The organism is Arthrobacter sp. R4 (assembly GCF_051365025.1).
Taxonomy (GTDB): Bacteria; Actinomycetota; Actinomycetes; order Actinomycetales; family Micrococcaceae; genus Arthrobacter.
This window is the reverse complement of the sequence record NZ_JBLWIJ010000031.1, coordinates 138,901-153,614: the sequence shown is the minus strand read 5'-3', so window position 1 is coordinate 153,614 and position 14,714 is coordinate 138,901. Positions and strand designations below refer to the sequence as shown.

Below are 14,714 nucleotides of genomic sequence, written 5' to 3'. Positions count from 1 at the left end.
ATGCGGCTTGACAGACATAGAAGAGTCCACCGAGGCCACACCGCACTCAAGGGTCAGCCACCCGCCAGCCGCGTCACCAACCTCCGTGGGTAATACACCTAGTTGGGTGAAGCGGGCTCCCAGATTTCTGTGACACCCTTAACTGATGACCTTTTCACGACAGGCCCAGGCCCGGACCCAGCTGCGCCCCGCCCCGGGCTCCGGCTTTATGTTCGCTTTCGCCACGTTGGCCTGCATCGTGGGACTGATCGCCACGTACTACTACTTCGTCCAGACCACCACGGGCCAGTTCATCGATGAGTCTGCCCTGGTTGAAGCCGTTGACATCCACGGCCCTGCCGGCAAGGCAGCCACCGAGTTCCTCGATTGGCTCCCCACCATCTCCCTGCTGATGGCCGCCGTCGTGGTCCTGTTTGTCACGGTGATCCGGCGCCGCTGGACGGCCGCGGGGATCGCCATTGCCGCGTGTATCGGCGCGAACGTTGCCACCCAGGTGCTCAAGGACGTGCTGCCGGCCCGCCCGGATAAGGGCGTGGTGACGCTGGAGCTGAATTCGCTGCCGTCCGGGCACACCACGCTGGCGGCGTCCGCGGCCGCTGCAGTGTTCCTGATGGCTTCCCCGCGCTGGCGCCCGATGGCCGGTTTCGTGGGCGGAACGTTTGCGATCGCGTCAGGCGTATCCACGCTGATCAACCAGTGGCACCGGCCTGCCGACGTAGTGGCCGCGTTCCTGCTGGTGGGGGCGTTCATGATCCCGGCCGGCTGGCTGATCGTGCGCCACGACGGGTCCTGGAATGTGTGGGATGGCTTCGGCAGGCACGTGGGTTCAGCCAAGATCTGGCTGGCGCTGCCGGTGCTGATCGGCCTGGTATCGGCTGCCGTGGCCGTGTACTCGCTGGCGAGGATCGCGCCCGGTCCGGCACAGGAATCCAGCACAACGAATTACTTCTGGGCGGGCATCGCGCTCATTGTGATCGCCGGGTATCTGGCGACCGTGGCCACGACGTCGCTGTTCGCGTATGCCGCACGACGGCGGGACTCACCGGAGCGCTGACGGTCACCTATGCGGGACCTGGACTTGGACGTGCTGGCTAGGCTTCCACGCCCTCGTCCCTCCTAAAGTCCGCTTCGACACGCCCCATCCGTCCGGAGCACTCATCGCAGCGGCCAACGAACTGATGGGGGCAATCCACTGAGTCCCGGTCTTCCCCGGCGGGCACTGTAACGCGCATGGCTCATGTATAGCACCGTCAAACAGGACAAAGCCGCTCCGCTTTGCACTGATGTGGGAACCCACACCATCGGCTGCTCCTGCAAGCCCGCCGCGAAAGCGTGGAAAGCACAAGCGGCACAAGTATTTCTTGACTGAAGCTTGAGGAATTACCCCGGTGTTCTTTGATCGAGTACCTGAAGAGTGGTTCTTGCCAGCCCGGAAGGGCGAGGCAGAACGGCTGGCCCACTGGGGGGCGGCCGGCCCGCTTGGGGGTGGGCCCTCTTCACGAATAGGAAAATACTCATGGGTCTCAGCATCAAAACCACGTCAGGCAAGATTCTCGCTTCGGTCGCCCTGGTGGGCACTGCAGCCGCCGTTGCAGGCATGGGAACATACGGTGCATTTACCGGCAGCACCACCACTGTGGACCAGGCCGTCACGGCCGGCACGGTGGTCATCGACCTCACCGATCCGGGCACACTGAGCGTGCCCGTCACGAACCTCCTGCCCGGCGACTCGGTGGAAAAGTTCGCCACGCTGAGCAACACCGGCGACTCCAACCTCAATGCCGTCAAGCTCACCGTCAGCACCGCGACTCCCTCGCTCCTGACCACCGACGCAACCAACGGCCTGCAGCTCACCATCGCAGCGTGCAGCGTTGCCTGGACCGCCGTGGCAAACGCCGTTGACACCTGCTCCGGAACGGAGACGGCTGTCCTTGCCAGCGGTTCAGTCATCGGCGCGGACAAGGCCCTGAGCGGCCTTTCCTCCCTCACCCCAGCCTCGGCCGACCACTTGAAGATCACCACTACGCTGCCCACTACTGCTGGCAACTCCTTCCAGGGCGCCAGCAGCACCGTCGACTTCACGTTCAACGCCACGCAGCGCACCGGCACCGTCAAGTAGCACGGCCACCTGACGGTGCTGTGAACGCGGCACCGTCAGGCAACTTTCCACGAATCACGCAATCCAACCTAGGGGCTGCATAGCGATGAGCACAGTAACCGACCTTGCCTGGGCAAACGGCACGGCAGCAGCTCCTCACTCGTCCCGGCGCCCCCAAACCCCCCATCGGGGCGTCGGGGCCTCCAGGGCCAAAGCCATCGCGAGCAGGACCATCAACATCCTGAGCACTGTGATGGTCGCCGTCGCCATTGCCGCGTTCCTGTTTTTGGCCTTGGGGCCCCGGGTTTTCGGCTACCAGACGTCCACCATGCTCACCGGCTCCATGTCCCCGCTGATCAACCCCGGGGACGTGGTGGTCACTGTCCCCACGCCCATCAGCGAGATCCGCGTGGGAGACATCATCACGTACCACATTCCCGTTGAGGACCACCGGGTGGAGACCCACAGGGTCGCGGAGGTCCTTACCAATGCGGACGGTTCGATGGCGGTACGCACCAAGGGGGACGCCAACAGGGGCGCAGACCCCTGGACCGCAACCCTCCAAGGGGCAACCGTCGACCAACATGTCCTCACCGTGCCCTACGTGGGCCAAGCCATCCGGAACCTGCGCCAGCCACTTGTCCTCAACACGCTCATGTACGGGGCGCCCGCCGTCCTGGTGATCGGGTTGTTGGGATCGATCTGGCGCAAGAACCCGGAACCCTCCGCCAGTGAGTAGGCCGGCAACGGGTACCGTCGCAAGGGCCATGGGGGTGGTGACGGCCCTGACCTTGGGCGTGACGCTTGCCCCAGGCTCCGCATTCGCCGCTTTCTCGGGTATGAACCACGTGGCAACGCCATTCAGCGCTGCGACCCTCCCCGCCCCGGCCGCTCATCAAACGACGGTGACGATTGAGTGCGCCCTCGTCCTGTCAACCATAGCGGTGACTCGCTACGACCGTGTGCTCAACGCCAACTACCACGAGCTGAAAATTTACAGCGGCTCCAGCACGACTCCTGTCCATACCGGCGACCTGAGCAAGCCTGCGCAGCGGAAGTTCTCCTCGGCAATGCTCTTCACAGGTTCGTGGCGGGTGGAAATCGCGGGCCAGTACAGGGTTCCCGGTTCGACGAACGTATGGACCGGTCCGCCCTTCATTAAATATCTGCAATGCTAGGACGTTCGCTCGGGCGACTCAGCCTGCTCCCTACCCCACCAGCGCCTTCTTCTCCCGCGAACTGATGCTCGAAACCATGCCGCAATTCGAGCAGGTGATGCGGTAGGCCTTGGAGGTAGTGAAGACCGGAATGAAGAACAGGGTGAACTTCCGAGCCTCCTCATCGAGGTAGTGCTGGCAAAAGCGTCCGCAGTTCCGGCAGGTGGCTGACCTGCCAGGCAGTGCACGAAGGACGGTCTTGAGTCCAAAAATCAGCAGCATTGCGCGTTCCAATCGGTGATAGTAAGCATGCTTGTTATCAGCCACTCTACGGGAAGTCCGCGAGAAGATTAGTTCGATCCCCGCCGCGGAACAGAACGCCCTAAGGCGGGTACCCCGGCAACCAAAAGTCGAGTACCGGCTACTCGTGCCCGGCCAGGGCAATTCGGCTTGAATGATGCTGGCTGGTACGGAAGGTCGGGCCGACACTACAACGCAGCGGTGTCGGCACCGGTCTTCCGCACCGGTCATGCCCACGTCTTCCCGGCGGCGTCTCCGCCGGGTTCATACGGGGGCCGGCGGTGGGATTGCCTCTGAGACCGGGCTGTCCTCCCCCAGCGCCGCCGGTCCCACCACCCTCTTCAGGTAATGGGCGCCCTCAGTTGCTCCACAATGATCCGCGACGTCTCGGGCTCGCCCAGGATCCGGAAATGCCCGGCGCTGGGGAGCTGGATGTTCGTGGCCCCGGGCAGGACGCTGCCCTCGGGGATGTGCGGATCGAACATGCCGTAGATGGAGCTGATCCGGCTGTTGACGGCTTCCTCGCGCGCCATCTGTTGGGTCAGTGCGTTCTGGGGGGAGAAGATCCGAAGGCTGCGGAGCAGCATGTAGCGCGCGTAGCGCGACCCGGAGAACGGCGTGCACACGGTGACCATGCGCCGGACTCGCTGCTGGGGGTCCAGGGACAGCATGACGTATTTGCCGATCAGGCCGCCCTTGCTATGGGCCACGATGGACGCGTCTGTCAGGCCGGCTTCTTCGAGGTGCTGCGCCACCAGCCGCGCGGCCACGGGCACCTCCAGTTTGTTCCGCTGCAGCATGGTCACCACATGGACGGGATGCCCGGCGTCGTGGATGGCGTGGATGACAGGCAGCATAAACTGCCAGTTTTCGTAAACGCCCGGGATGATCACCACGGGACTGAGGTGTCCTTGGTGGAAAGATCCCGGCTGGATGCGCGAGACTATCCCGCGGATTTGCCACCCTGCGGCGTAGGCGTAGTCCTCGGCCCACCACAGGGCCTTCTGCAGCGGTCCGCTGACACCGGCGTCGTCACCCATCTGTTGAGGATAGCCGCTTTGGGTGCGCTGCCGTGTTCAATAGTTCCGGCGGTGCTTGAGGCGGGGAATCACGACGGCGAACACGGCCGCCGCTGCGAAGCCCAGGACGCCGGTGGCTGAGACCCCAGCGCCCAGCGTCGCGAGCGCCGTCACCCCGGAGAGGAGCAGCGGCCCGCCGGTGGAGCCGGCGTCGGCCATGAACCGCCACAGGCCCAGGAACTGACCGCGGCCGCGGTCCGGCGAGAAGTCGGCGCCGAGGGTCATCACCAGGCCGGAGCTGATGCCGTTGCCGAATCCGATGAGCATCCCGGCCAGCAGCAGGCCGGTGAATCCGCCCGTGAGGGGTATCAGCAGCAGGGCCGTTCCCATGATCGCGGTGGACGGGATGGCCACCCATTGCCTGCCGCGGCGGTCCATGAGTTTGCCGGCGGGATAGAACACCAGCATGTCGATGGCGCCGGAGATGCCGTAGATCAGGGAGGCCTGGGTGGCGTCCATGCCCAGATGGTCGGCCCAGAGCGGGATGACCACCTGCCGGGAGGACCGCAGTGCACTGAGGAGCAGGATGCCTGTGCCCAGGCTGAGGAAGATCCCCGCGTGGGACACGGCAACACTGCGCAGCGTCGGCTGGGGCCCGACGTCGGCACCCGGCTTGGGTGCGGCAACCTCCAGGTCGGGGATGGTGATGGACAGCAGGGCGGCGCCCAGCATGGCCACTACGCCCACCCAGTACGCGCCGCTGAGGCCGGCGAACTGGATGACGGCGGCACCGGCGAAGGGTCCGATGAACACGCCGATGCGGTTCACCCCGCCCAAGGTGGACAGCGCCCGCGCCCTGTAGTTGAGCGGAACGGCTTCGGTCAGGTATTTCTGCCGGGCCAACCCGAACACGCTGGAGGACATGCCCACTACTACCATTGCCGCCGCCAGCAGCCAGATGCCTTCAGGAAGCTGGGGGGCCAGCGCGGCGGCGGCGAGGGCCAGTGCCGCGGCAGCCGCGGCACCAACGATGGACCAGCGTTCGCCGAACTTCAGCGTCACCAGGGACGCGGGCAGGTTGAAGAACCAGGATCCGAGCCCGATCAGGGTCACAATCAGCGCGGCAACTGCCACCGACGCACCCAGGTCACGGGCAGACAGCGCGACGATCGGCATGACCGCGCCGGTGCCGATCCCGAACAGCAGGGTGGGCCCAAAAGCGGCAACGGCGATGCTGCGGAGGCTGAAGGGCTGGGGATCATCGGGCGAAGTCATCAGATTTATCCTATGACCCGGGCCGGATAGCCGCTCCGCCGGCCCGGCAATGTAATTCAAAGCACATTTAGGGGGTCACAAGAGGCTCTTTGAGGACTACCGTTTGCCTTGGGGGGACGCTGCTACCCGTTCTCCGCAACCAATAGGGAGGGTTTCATGGGGGACGTATGGCTCCGCACCATCAGCAACAGCCTGGTTCGCGCGGAAAGTGTCACTGAAATAGCATCAACCCGCGGTTCACTGCACGAGGAGCAGGGATTTTCGCTGAAGGTCATCGTGCATGGCAAGGGCCACGTCCTCATCGATGACAGTGACCTTCAGGGCACACTGTCTGAGCGGCTTGAGTATGCGCGGCATTTGGAGGACGCCCTGTTGCTCGCCATCGACGGAGCCCGGATCGCCGTGGCTTCCGTGGTGGTCAGCTTCGAGCCGGAAAGCCAGCGCTGGTCCATGGCGGCCGCGCCCGAACTGGCCGGCGGCCTGGACACCAAGCTGGAGGCATCTTTGTAACAACTTCGGCAAAGTGTTGCCTACGTCACAGGCATTGCCTACGCTTGACGAGGCTGCAACGGCGCAGCCACCCGGGGTTCGACTGCAGCGTCGCAGGAGCCCAGGGTAATGGTTGCAGCGTCGCAGCCTCAAGGGGAAGGCAGTACATCTTGACCGAAAAGCTCAACGTTCTTGTCCGGGTTGACCTCGACCACGCCAAGGCCCAGGTCTTGGCGAAGGGCCACGTCACCGTCCGCAACGTCCAGGCCCTCTATGTCGTGGTGAAACGCGCCAACGCACTGAAGGAAGGCCTCGACCTGGAGCTCGACATGCGGGCTGCCCATGTGGATCCAGAGGCCCTGAAGCAGCTGGAGGCGTGCTCCAAAACGCACCACTTACCGGCAAAAATTGATCCACACCAGTCCCACTGCACACTCAGCGTCCTGCCTCCCAGGCCCGCGGCCCCCCACAGGAGCCAACTGCTCGCTGCCTGAGGCGTTCCAGGATTCAAGAATGACGACAGGCCCGGCACACCGCCACTGCGGAATGCCGGGCCTGTCCCTGTGAACCAGAATCTTTCCGGTCTACGGAGTGGGAACTTTGATGTAGTCAGTAGTGAACGACTGGATTTGTGAGTCTTCGGCGGAGTAGATCATCTTGGTTTTGGCGGTGCTAGCGTCAAGCACTACCCGGGCCGGTACGTTGCTGACGATGTTGTTCGAAGCCAGGTAGTTCCGCGTTCCGCCGCGCACCAGCACAGCCCCGTCCTTCCTGGAGTGGCCGCCCAAATCTAAGTAGCAGCAGATGTCGTTTTGAGCGTTCAGAACGACATCTGCTGCTACCTAGTTGGGGTGGAAGGACGGGGCCTTGCCCTCTCCGCACGGCGCCCGTCTGTAAACTGGCGGAGGTTATGCGAAACGTTCGCGTAACCGATTCCCCGAGGGCGGCGCCGATGACGACGATGGTAAAAGTGGCCAAGCTTGCAGGCGTGTCCATTTCCACCGTTTCCCACGTCCTCAACGGGACCAGGCATGTGAACGATGAGACACGCCAGCGCGTCCTGAAAGCCATCGAAGAAACCTCCTACCGGCAGGACGCCCTGGCCCGCGCCATGCGCCGCTCAAGAACGGACAGCATAGGCCTCATTGTTTCCGACGGCGGGGAACCGGCTTTCGCCGAAATGATCCGGGGCGTGGAACAAACGGCCGCCAGCCAGGGCATCACCTTGCTCCTGGCCAATTCCGCCGAAGACCCACAACGCGAGGCCCGGGCAGTCCAAGCACTCCTCGAGCGCCGGGTGGACGGCCTGATCCTTGCCCGCGCGGCTGGTTCCGGCTCGGAGGCCCTGGCGGAGTTCACCAACCAGGACACCCCGCTGGTGTTGATGGACCGGCTGTCCGCTGACCCCTTTGACCAGGTTGGAGTCGAGAACCGCGCGCCGATCATGGAACTGGTTGAACACCTCGTATCGCAGGGCCATGAGCGCATCCTCCTCATTGCCGGGGACACCAGGGTTGCCACCCTGCGCGAACGGCACGAGGCTTTCCGGGAAGCCATGACGACGGCGGGAATACAGGAAGCGGATCGGCTGACAGTCATCGCCGGCGAACCTGAAGAAACCGACGCCGGGATTGCAGCAGCGCTGTCAGGTGCCAAACCGCCGTCGGCCGTTATCGCCTGCAGCACCGTCCTGGCCGCCGCAGCGCTCCGCCAGATCCAGAAGCGGGGCCTGCGGATGCCTGAGGACATCGCCTTCGCGACGTTCGACGGCTTCGCCTACGCTGACCTGTTCGAGCCGCAGCTCACCACCGTCCGGCAACCGGCCTTCCAGGTGGGTGCCACGGCCGCCGAACTGCTGACCAAGAGGATCGCGGACAAGTCCGCGGAACCCTCGATTGTCCGCCTGGCACCCATCATTGAGTACCGCGCTTCCACAGGAGCAGCGCCCTCGGGCACAGCTCCGGCCTCTTAGGGCGTCTCTTCGGCTGGACGCATCATCGGCTGGACCAGCAGGTTCCGGTGTACCGAGACCCACCCTTCAGCTTCCAGCTCTCCGTGGTCGAATTGGTCAGGAACAAGGATTGCCCATCTGCCTTCGGTGTCGGAAATACTGGTCAGCACGCCCCTGCCATCGATCAGCCTGTTGCAGGTTGCTTCCCACACGCCGTCGTCTGCGACCGGTTCAGTGATGAGGCAAAAGCTGTTCTCGTCGTAAGTGCTTGGAGCCGCGAAGTAGTTGCTGTTGCTGTAGGTGCCCAGGAAACGGGCACCTTCCATCCGCGCGTCCGTGAGGGAAGCGTAGTCTCCGGCCGGCACGTCCTGATCGGCTGGGGCTGTGTCCAGCACTTGAAGGCTGCCTGGCTGAACGACGAATAGCGCCGCCCAGAGAAAGCCCAAGGCCACCCAGGTGCCAACGCCCACGACGGCTGCGAAGGCGATGATCAGTTTCCACGTCCGCGTCACGCGGTAAGGCCGGTGATTGTCCATGCGCTGCCCCCTCAGGCTGGTTGGTCTGCCTGTAGGTTACACCGGCCGCGCCCACCCCGGTTGCCCTGCCATTTATGGCTGTCATTCGCGGGTTTTGGCGACCAGGAGTGATAGGGCAACCGCAGGGTGCCAAAAGAATCTTTCCTGTGACCCATTGCACATCGAAACGTTTGTCTCTACTATCGAAACGTTCGCGCAATCGTTTCGCTAGAAGGAGTCGCAGTGGCAACCATCGTCGATGTCGCATCACTTGCAGGCGTTTCGACGTCCACTGTGTCGCACGTCCTCAACGACACCAGGCACGTCGAACCGGAGACCAAGGAACGCGTCATGAGCGCTGTGAAGGCCACTGGCTACCGGCGGGACGTCCTCGCCCGCTCCATGCGCCGCGCCAGGACCGACTCCATCGGCCTGGTGGTCTCGGATGCCGGGGAACCGGCCTTCGCGGACATGGTGCACGGGGTGGAGGAAGCCGCGGCACAACACGGCCTGTCCCTGCTGCTGGCCAACTCGGCGGAAGATCCCGCCCGGGAACGCGCAGCCGTGGAGGCCCTTCTGGACCGCCGCGTGGATGGCCTGATCCTCGCGCGGGCAGCCGGCTCAAGCTCCGTGCTGCTTGAGCGGATCCGGGAGGAGAAGAAGCCCCTGGTCCTCCTTGACCGCCTGGCGGACCTGGACGTGGACCAGGTGGGCGTCAACAACCAGGCCGCCATGGCAGCCCTGGTTGATCACCTCACCACCCGCGGGCACGAACGGATCATGCTGGTTTCCGGTGACCTGCGGGTTTCCTCGCTCCGCGAGCGCTATGACGGCTTCCGTGCCGCCATGCGGGAGCGGGGCCTCCAGGTGCCGGCGGCGCTGTTGTGCGAAGGCACGGTGACGGCCGCGGCCACCTTTGACGCTGTGCAGGCGCTGCTCCGCAATTCCTCCCGGAACGGGGAACGCCCGACGGCGATCCTCGCCTGCAGCACGCTGCTGGCGGCGGGTGCGCTGCGGGCTGTGCAGCATGAAGGGTTGCGCGTGCCGGGAAGCATGGCCTTCGCCACGTTCGACGGCTTCACCTACTCGGACCTGTTCCAACCCCAGATCACCACCGTCCGCCAACCGGCTTTCCAACTGGGCGAAAGCGCCGTGAGCCTGCTCCTGCGGCGCCTCGAAACCCCCGACGCTCCGGCCAAGGTCCTTCGGCTCGACTCCCAGATCGAATTCCGCCGCTCCACAGAATGACCGCACCACACCCCCATAAACACACGTTCAATCCGCGTTTCGCATCCCACCAGCGCACCTTCTCCCGGTCGCACCATGCAAAGGAGCATCACATGAGAAAAACAGTCCGCACGTCCCTCGCCACGGTGGCAGCCGTAGCACTTCTGGCACTCACCGCCTGCGGGAGCGCCACGGAAACCGCAGCACCGGCGGCAGACGGGCCCTACACAGCCCCGGCCAAGGACATCACCGCCACCATCTCCGTCTCCAACTGGGGCGACCCCGGCGACAAGGCCGTGTACGACGGCGTGGCCGAACGCTTCAAGGAGAAGTACCCGAACGTCACGGTGAACAACAACTTCACCCCCATCACCACGTGGACCGAGTACGTCAACAAGTTGGTCACCCAGGCCGCCGCCGGGCAGGCTCCGGACGTCATCAATATCGCCACCGAGGGTGTGGAACTGGGCCTGGCCAACGAGCTGTTCACGCCCCTGGACGGCTTCCTGGAGAACGACCCCGAAGCCAAGTCCCTGCGCGAAGACATCGATCCGAAGCTGCTGGCGGGATTCAGCAAGGACGGCTCCACCTACCTGATGCCGAACACGTTCAACACGATGGTCATCTTCTACAACACCAAGATGTTCGAGGCAGCCGGCATCGAGCGGCCCAGCGACGACTGGACCTGGGACGAGTTCCTGGAAATCTCCAAGAAGCTGACCACTGGCGACGGCGCGGACAAGGTCTACGGGTTCGCCATGCCTTACTACTCCTTCGGCATCACACCGTGGCTGTACTCCAACGGCACGTCGATGATGAGCGATGACCTGGAGAAGGCCCAGCTCACGGACGGGAAGGTCGAGGAGACCGTGGGCTGGGTCCGCGACCTGGTCACCAAGCATGGAGTATCACCGCAACCGAAGGGATCGGACCCCTACCAGCTGTTCCCCGCTGGCAAGGCAGCCATGACCGGTGCCGGACACTTCGTCACCGGCGGCTTCGAAAATGCCGGCTTCGAAGACTACGACATCCTGCCCTGGCCGAAGGGGACCACCAAGTCCACCGTTTTCGGCGCCGGAGCGTTCGCCGTCTCCAAGGCCTCCAAGAACCAGGAGCTGTCCTGGGAGTTCATCAAGATGTTGACCGACCAGCAGACGCAGAAGAAGTGGGCCGACGCCGGTGCCGCCGTTCCGTCCACGAAGACCGCAGCTTCCTCGCCGGAATTCCTGGCCTCCCCCGAGCACGCTGAAGAGTTCTACAACTCCCTGTCCTACGCCAAGCCGGTAGCCGCCCCGGGCGTCTACAACGTGCTGGATCCGGCATTCATGCGGGCCATGGACGAGATCATGTCCGGCCAGGACATCGGCTCTTCGCTGGAGAAGGCCCAGAAGGATGTTGAGGAGGCGTTGCAGCAGTGACCTTGACTGCCCCCAAAACCGCGCTGCCGCCCGCGCCCGCTACCGGGCGCGGGGGGCGCCCCGGGCACCAAAGCGCCGCCCGGCGTCGGGAAGCCCTCACCGGCTACCTCTTCACCGCCCCCACGGTCATCGGCTTCCTGGTTTTCATCCTTGGCCCGCTGGTTGCCGCCCTGTACCTGAGCCTGACGAAGTACAACATCCTCACTGCCCCCAAGTTTGTGGGGCTGGACAACTACGCCCGCATGTTCCGGGACGAGCGGCTGGCCACGACGTACGGCAACACTGTCCTCTACGTCTGCGCCGCCGTCGTACTGATCAACGGGTTCGCGCTCCTGTTCGCCGTGCTGATCAACCAACGCCTCCCCCGCGCCCTGACCTATGTGTTCCGCTCCGCGTACTTCTTTCCGTACCTGGTGGCGCTGGTGTACGTGTCCATCATCTGGCAGGCACTGTTCCAGAAGGACACCGGCATCCTGAACTACTACCTCACGGCCATGGGCGGGGAGCGGATCGACTGGCTCAACAGCTCCGAGTTCTCCAAAGTCTCGGTGATCATCGTGGATACCTGGCGGAACGTGGGGTTCGCCATGCTGATCTTCGTGGCAGCCCTTCAGGAAGTCCCCAAGGACATGGTGGAGGCCGCCCGGATGGACGGGGCCAACGAGTGGCAGGTCTTCCGCCGGATCACGCTGCCAATGATCAGCCAGGCCACGTTCTTCAACATCACCATCACCATCATCGGTGCGTTCCAGATCTACGAATCGATCATCGTCCTCACCAGGGGCGGCCCGGGCGATGCCAGCCGCAGCGTGGTGATGTACATCGCCGAAGTTGCCTTCAATAAGTTCGATATGGGCTACGCCTCAGCCATCGCGGTCACACTGTTCGTCATCATCATGCTGGTGACCATGGTGCAGTTCCGCCTCCGGAAGTCATGGGTGAACAATGAGTAACGCCACAGCCCTCTGGTCCCGGCCAGGTGCCGGAAGCCGAGGCTCCACAAAAGACGTACGACGGCGGCGGCCCCGCCCCGGCGTCGGCAAGACTATTTCGGTGGTGCTGCTGGTCCTGGGCGCCATTGGGATGATCGCACCGTTCCTGTGGATGTTCACCACCTCGCTCCGGGATGCCAGCCAGGCGTACGACCTGCCGCCACAGTGGCTTCCCACCGAATGGGACTGGTCCAACTACGCGGCGGCGGTCAGCGGACCCGTGCCGATCCTGAGGAACATGTTCAACAGCGCGGTCATCGCCATCGCCGTCAGCATCGGCATGATCATCACCGCCCCCATGGCCGGCTACGCGTTCGCCAAGCTGAACTTCCCCGGCCGCAACTCCATCTTTGTTGGCCTGCTGTCCTCGCTGATGGTGCCGGCGCAGGTGACCATCATTCCCCTGTTCCTCCTGATGCGAACGTTCGGCCTGCTGGACAACCCGCTTAGCCTGATCCTGCCCGGCATCACCGGAGCCCTGGGAGTCTTCCTGCTGCGGCAGTTCTTCCTCGGCTTGCCGCAGGAGATCATCGACGCCGCCCGGATGGACGGGGCCACGGCCTGGCAGACCTACCGGCTGATCGCCCTGCCGCTGGCCAAGAACGCGGTCAGCACCCTGGGCGTGATCACGTTCCTGGGCAGCTGGAACGCCTACTTTGCCCCGTCGATCTTCCTCAACAGCACGGACACCGCCACCCTCCCGCTGGGCCTGGTTCTGATGCTGGGCCCGTACGGCGCCGGCAACGTGGCCCAGGTCATGGCAGCCACCACCATCGCCATCGCACCGGCACTCATCGTCTTCCTGGTGGCCCAGCGGTGGATCATCGCCAGCCTCACCCAATCAGCCGTCAAGGGCTAACCAACTTCCCGAAAGGTACAAACCACCATGGCTACATCGCCCCGCTCAGGCCTGCTCTCCAGCCTGACCAAGCTCTCCACAGCCCGCACGGCCCGCGCCTCCAGCTGGGACCAGACCGGCCGGAACCGCGACAACTGGATTGTTATGCCCGGCGAGGAACGCGTCCTGGCAGACATCGAGGGCCCCGGCTCCATCACGCACATCTGGATGACCCAGTCCTGCCGCATCCAGCCCGGCCCTGGCCAGATCTCCCCGGAGCTGGTGGGCGTGCCGATGCTGGAAATCCACAATGCCTTGGGCGTCAGCTGGGAAGTGGTGGACCCGGACTACTACCGCAAGATCGTGATCAGGATGTACTGGGACGACCAGGAGACCCCCAGCGTGATCGCGCCCCTGGGTGATTTCTTCGGCCTGCTGAATTCGCTGTCCGGCTCCTATGATTCTCTGCCGCTCTCCGTTTCGGCCAAAGAGGGGGAACTGAACACCTTCGGCGGCAGCGCGGCGTTCAACAGCTACTTCGAGATGCCCTTCAACTCCCGGGCCCGCATCACGGTCGAAAACCAGAACGATATCCCCTACCTGCAGTACTTCTACATCGACTACGAGCTCTACACCGAGCCCCTGCCGGAGGACACCGCGTACTTCCATGCCCACTGGCGCCGGCAGAAGCCCAATGCAGGCTGGGGCCCGGACCTGCAGACCAACAGCATCGAGGTGGCCATCCCCAACCTGTCCGGCGAGGACAACTACGTGGTCCTGGAGACTGAGGGCCAGGGCCACTACGTGGGTTGCAACCTGGCTGTGCGCCACTTCCAGGGCTCCTGGTGGGGCGAGGGCGATGACATGATCTTCATCGACGACGACACCTGGCCGCCCAGCCTGCACGGCACCGGCATGGAAGACTACTTCGGCCATGCCTGGGGCATGCAGCACAACGCGTTCCTAATGAACGGCACCATGGTCCACGAGGAAAACGTGCCTGGCTTCCACCACAGCTACCGCTTCCACATGACCGATCCCATCAGGTTCCAGAAGCGCATCAAGGTCACGTTCGAACACGGACACGCCAACCACCTCTCCGATGACTGGTCCTCCACTGCCTACTGGTACCAGAGCCTCCCCTCCCCCGTGCTGGATATCGACGCCGTCGAGGAGCGCCTGCCGCTGCGGCCCCGCGACCAGGTGGAAGAGCGCCCGCTGCCGGAACTGAGCCCGGCCCAGCAGGCCGCACGCGATGCCTCCGCCGAACGGATGAAGCAGTTCACTGAAACGCGGGACGCAGTCCGGAATGCCCGCCGGGCAGAAATCGACCAGTGGGAGAAGGCCAACGCGGAGCAGCCCCGGGAGGTCCGGCAGCGGTTCCTGGCCGCCAACAGCGTCCCGGTGAATTAACCCACTCCAGCTAAATCAAAGG

At 64.1% G+C, this 14,714-nt stretch carries 17 protein-coding genes; 12 read left to right on the top strand and 5 right to left on the bottom strand.

The genetic code is table 11. The features are described 5' to 3' along the window. The first annotated feature begins 145 nt into the window (after positions 1-145). The 4 genes from ACLKOZ_RS18460 to ACLKOZ_RS18445 all read left to right on the top strand — a co-directional run bounded on the left by ACLKOZ_RS18460 (position 146) and on the right by ACLKOZ_RS18445 (position 3,276). Positions 146-1,054 carry a phosphatase PAP2 family protein gene (locus tag ACLKOZ_RS18460; RefSeq protein WP_337346217.1) on the top strand — a complete coding sequence of 303 codons (909 nt, stop codon included), beginning with the start codon at positions 146-148 and terminating at the stop codon, positions 1,052-1,054. A gap of 462 nt (positions 1,055-1,516) precedes the next feature. Beyond that, complete coding sequence (locus tag ACLKOZ_RS18455; RefSeq protein ID WP_436477213.1) at positions 1,517-2,119, top strand: TasA family protein; 603 nt, start codon at positions 1,517-1,519, stop codon at positions 2,117-2,119. Between the two features lie 85 nt (positions 2,120-2,204). Further along, the gene (locus tag ACLKOZ_RS18450; protein WP_436477211.1) at positions 2,205-2,837 is read left to right on the top strand and encodes a signal peptidase I; all 633 of its coding nucleotides are present in this window, start codon (positions 2,205-2,207) and stop codon (positions 2,835-2,837) included. Then, on the top strand, positions 2,830-3,276 hold the full coding sequence (locus ACLKOZ_RS18445; protein WP_436477209.1) for a SipW-dependent-type signal peptide-containing protein: 447 nt from the start codon (positions 2,830-2,832) through the stop codon (positions 3,274-3,276). Before ACLKOZ_RS18450 ends, ACLKOZ_RS18445 begins: the two co-directional genes overlap by 8 nt. A gap of 30 nt (positions 3,277-3,306) precedes the next feature. On the opposite strand, the gene ACLKOZ_RS18440 is transcribed toward ACLKOZ_RS18445, so the two are convergent. The 3 genes from ACLKOZ_RS18440 to ACLKOZ_RS18430 form a co-directional block, all read right to left on the bottom strand. Further along, positions 3,307-3,549: a zinc-ribbon domain-containing protein gene (locus tag ACLKOZ_RS18440; RefSeq protein WP_436477208.1), complete on the bottom strand. Its 243-nt coding sequence runs from the start codon at positions 3,547-3,549 to the stop codon at positions 3,307-3,309. Between the two features lie 347 nt (positions 3,550-3,896). Next, positions 3,897-4,595, bottom strand: coding sequence for an esterase/lipase family protein (locus ACLKOZ_RS18435; protein WP_436477206.1), 699 nt, complete (start codon positions 4,593-4,595; stop codon positions 3,897-3,899). A gap of 36 nt (positions 4,596-4,631) precedes the next feature. Then, on the bottom strand, positions 4,632-5,849 hold the full coding sequence (locus ACLKOZ_RS18430; protein ID WP_436477204.1) for an MFS transporter: 1,218 nt from the start codon (positions 5,847-5,849) through the stop codon (positions 4,632-4,634). A 156-nt stretch (positions 5,850-6,005) separates the two neighbouring features. Here ACLKOZ_RS18430 and ACLKOZ_RS18425 point away from each other — a divergent pair, with 156 nt between their 5' ends. Both ACLKOZ_RS18425 and ACLKOZ_RS18420 read left to right on the top strand, forming a co-directional pair. Then, positions 6,006-6,359 (top strand): hypothetical protein, encoded by a 354-nt coding sequence (locus ACLKOZ_RS18425; RefSeq protein WP_337346210.1) that lies wholly within the window; start codon positions 6,006-6,008, stop codon positions 6,357-6,359. A 149-nt stretch (positions 6,360-6,508) separates the two neighbouring features. After that, the gene (locus tag ACLKOZ_RS18420) at positions 6,509-6,832 is read left to right on the top strand and encodes a hypothetical protein (RefSeq protein WP_337346209.1); all 324 of its coding nucleotides are present in this window, start codon (positions 6,509-6,511) and stop codon (positions 6,830-6,832) included. Positions 6,833-6,922: 90 nt separating this feature from the next. Here ACLKOZ_RS18420 and ACLKOZ_RS18415 read toward each other — a convergent pair whose 3' ends face one another. After that, positions 6,923-7,096 (bottom strand): hypothetical protein, encoded by a 174-nt coding sequence (locus ACLKOZ_RS18415; RefSeq protein WP_436477201.1) that lies wholly within the window; start codon positions 7,094-7,096, stop codon positions 6,923-6,925. Positions 7,097-7,290: 194 nt separating this feature from the next. Here ACLKOZ_RS18415 and ACLKOZ_RS18410 point away from each other — a divergent pair, with 194 nt between their 5' ends. Further along, positions 7,291-8,310, top strand: coding sequence for a LacI family DNA-binding transcriptional regulator (locus ACLKOZ_RS18410; protein WP_436477199.1), 1,020 nt, complete (start codon positions 7,291-7,293; stop codon positions 8,308-8,310). Here the strand turns inward: ACLKOZ_RS18410 and ACLKOZ_RS18405 are convergent. Beyond that, a complete protein-coding gene (locus ACLKOZ_RS18405) occupies positions 8,307-8,825 on the bottom strand; it encodes a hypothetical protein (RefSeq protein WP_436477197.1) in 519 nt (172 codons plus the stop codon). The genes ACLKOZ_RS18410 and ACLKOZ_RS18405 overlap by 4 nt on opposite strands. A gap of 222 nt (positions 8,826-9,047) precedes the next feature. Here ACLKOZ_RS18405 and ACLKOZ_RS18400 point away from each other — a divergent pair, with 222 nt between their 5' ends. From ACLKOZ_RS18400 to ACLKOZ_RS18380, 5 genes are all read left to right on the top strand, one after another. After that, positions 9,048-10,052 (top strand): LacI family DNA-binding transcriptional regulator, encoded by a 1,005-nt coding sequence (locus tag ACLKOZ_RS18400; protein WP_436477195.1) that lies wholly within the window; start codon positions 9,048-9,050, stop codon positions 10,050-10,052. A 92-nt stretch (positions 10,053-10,144) separates the two neighbouring features. After that, entirely contained in the window at positions 10,145-11,449 is a 1,305-nt protein-coding gene (locus ACLKOZ_RS18395) for an ABC transporter substrate-binding protein (RefSeq protein ID WP_436477193.1), read from the top strand. Further along, a complete protein-coding gene (locus ACLKOZ_RS18390; RefSeq protein ID WP_436477191.1) occupies positions 11,446-12,402 on the top strand; it encodes a carbohydrate ABC transporter permease in 957 nt (318 codons plus the stop codon). The genes ACLKOZ_RS18395 and ACLKOZ_RS18390 overlap by 4 nt, the downstream gene beginning before the upstream one ends. Continuing rightward, positions 12,395-13,300 carry a carbohydrate ABC transporter permease gene (locus tag ACLKOZ_RS18385; RefSeq protein ID WP_337351718.1) on the top strand — a complete coding sequence of 302 codons (906 nt, stop codon included), beginning with the start codon at positions 12,395-12,397 and terminating at the stop codon, positions 13,298-13,300. The genes ACLKOZ_RS18390 and ACLKOZ_RS18385 overlap by 8 nt, the downstream gene beginning before the upstream one ends. A gap of 27 nt (positions 13,301-13,327) precedes the next feature. Further along, the gene (locus ACLKOZ_RS18380) at positions 13,328-14,692 is read left to right on the top strand and encodes a glycoside hydrolase family 172 protein (RefSeq protein ID WP_436477188.1); all 1,365 of its coding nucleotides are present in this window, start codon (positions 13,328-13,330) and stop codon (positions 14,690-14,692) included. The last annotated feature ends 22 nt before the right edge of the window (positions 14,693-14,714 follow it).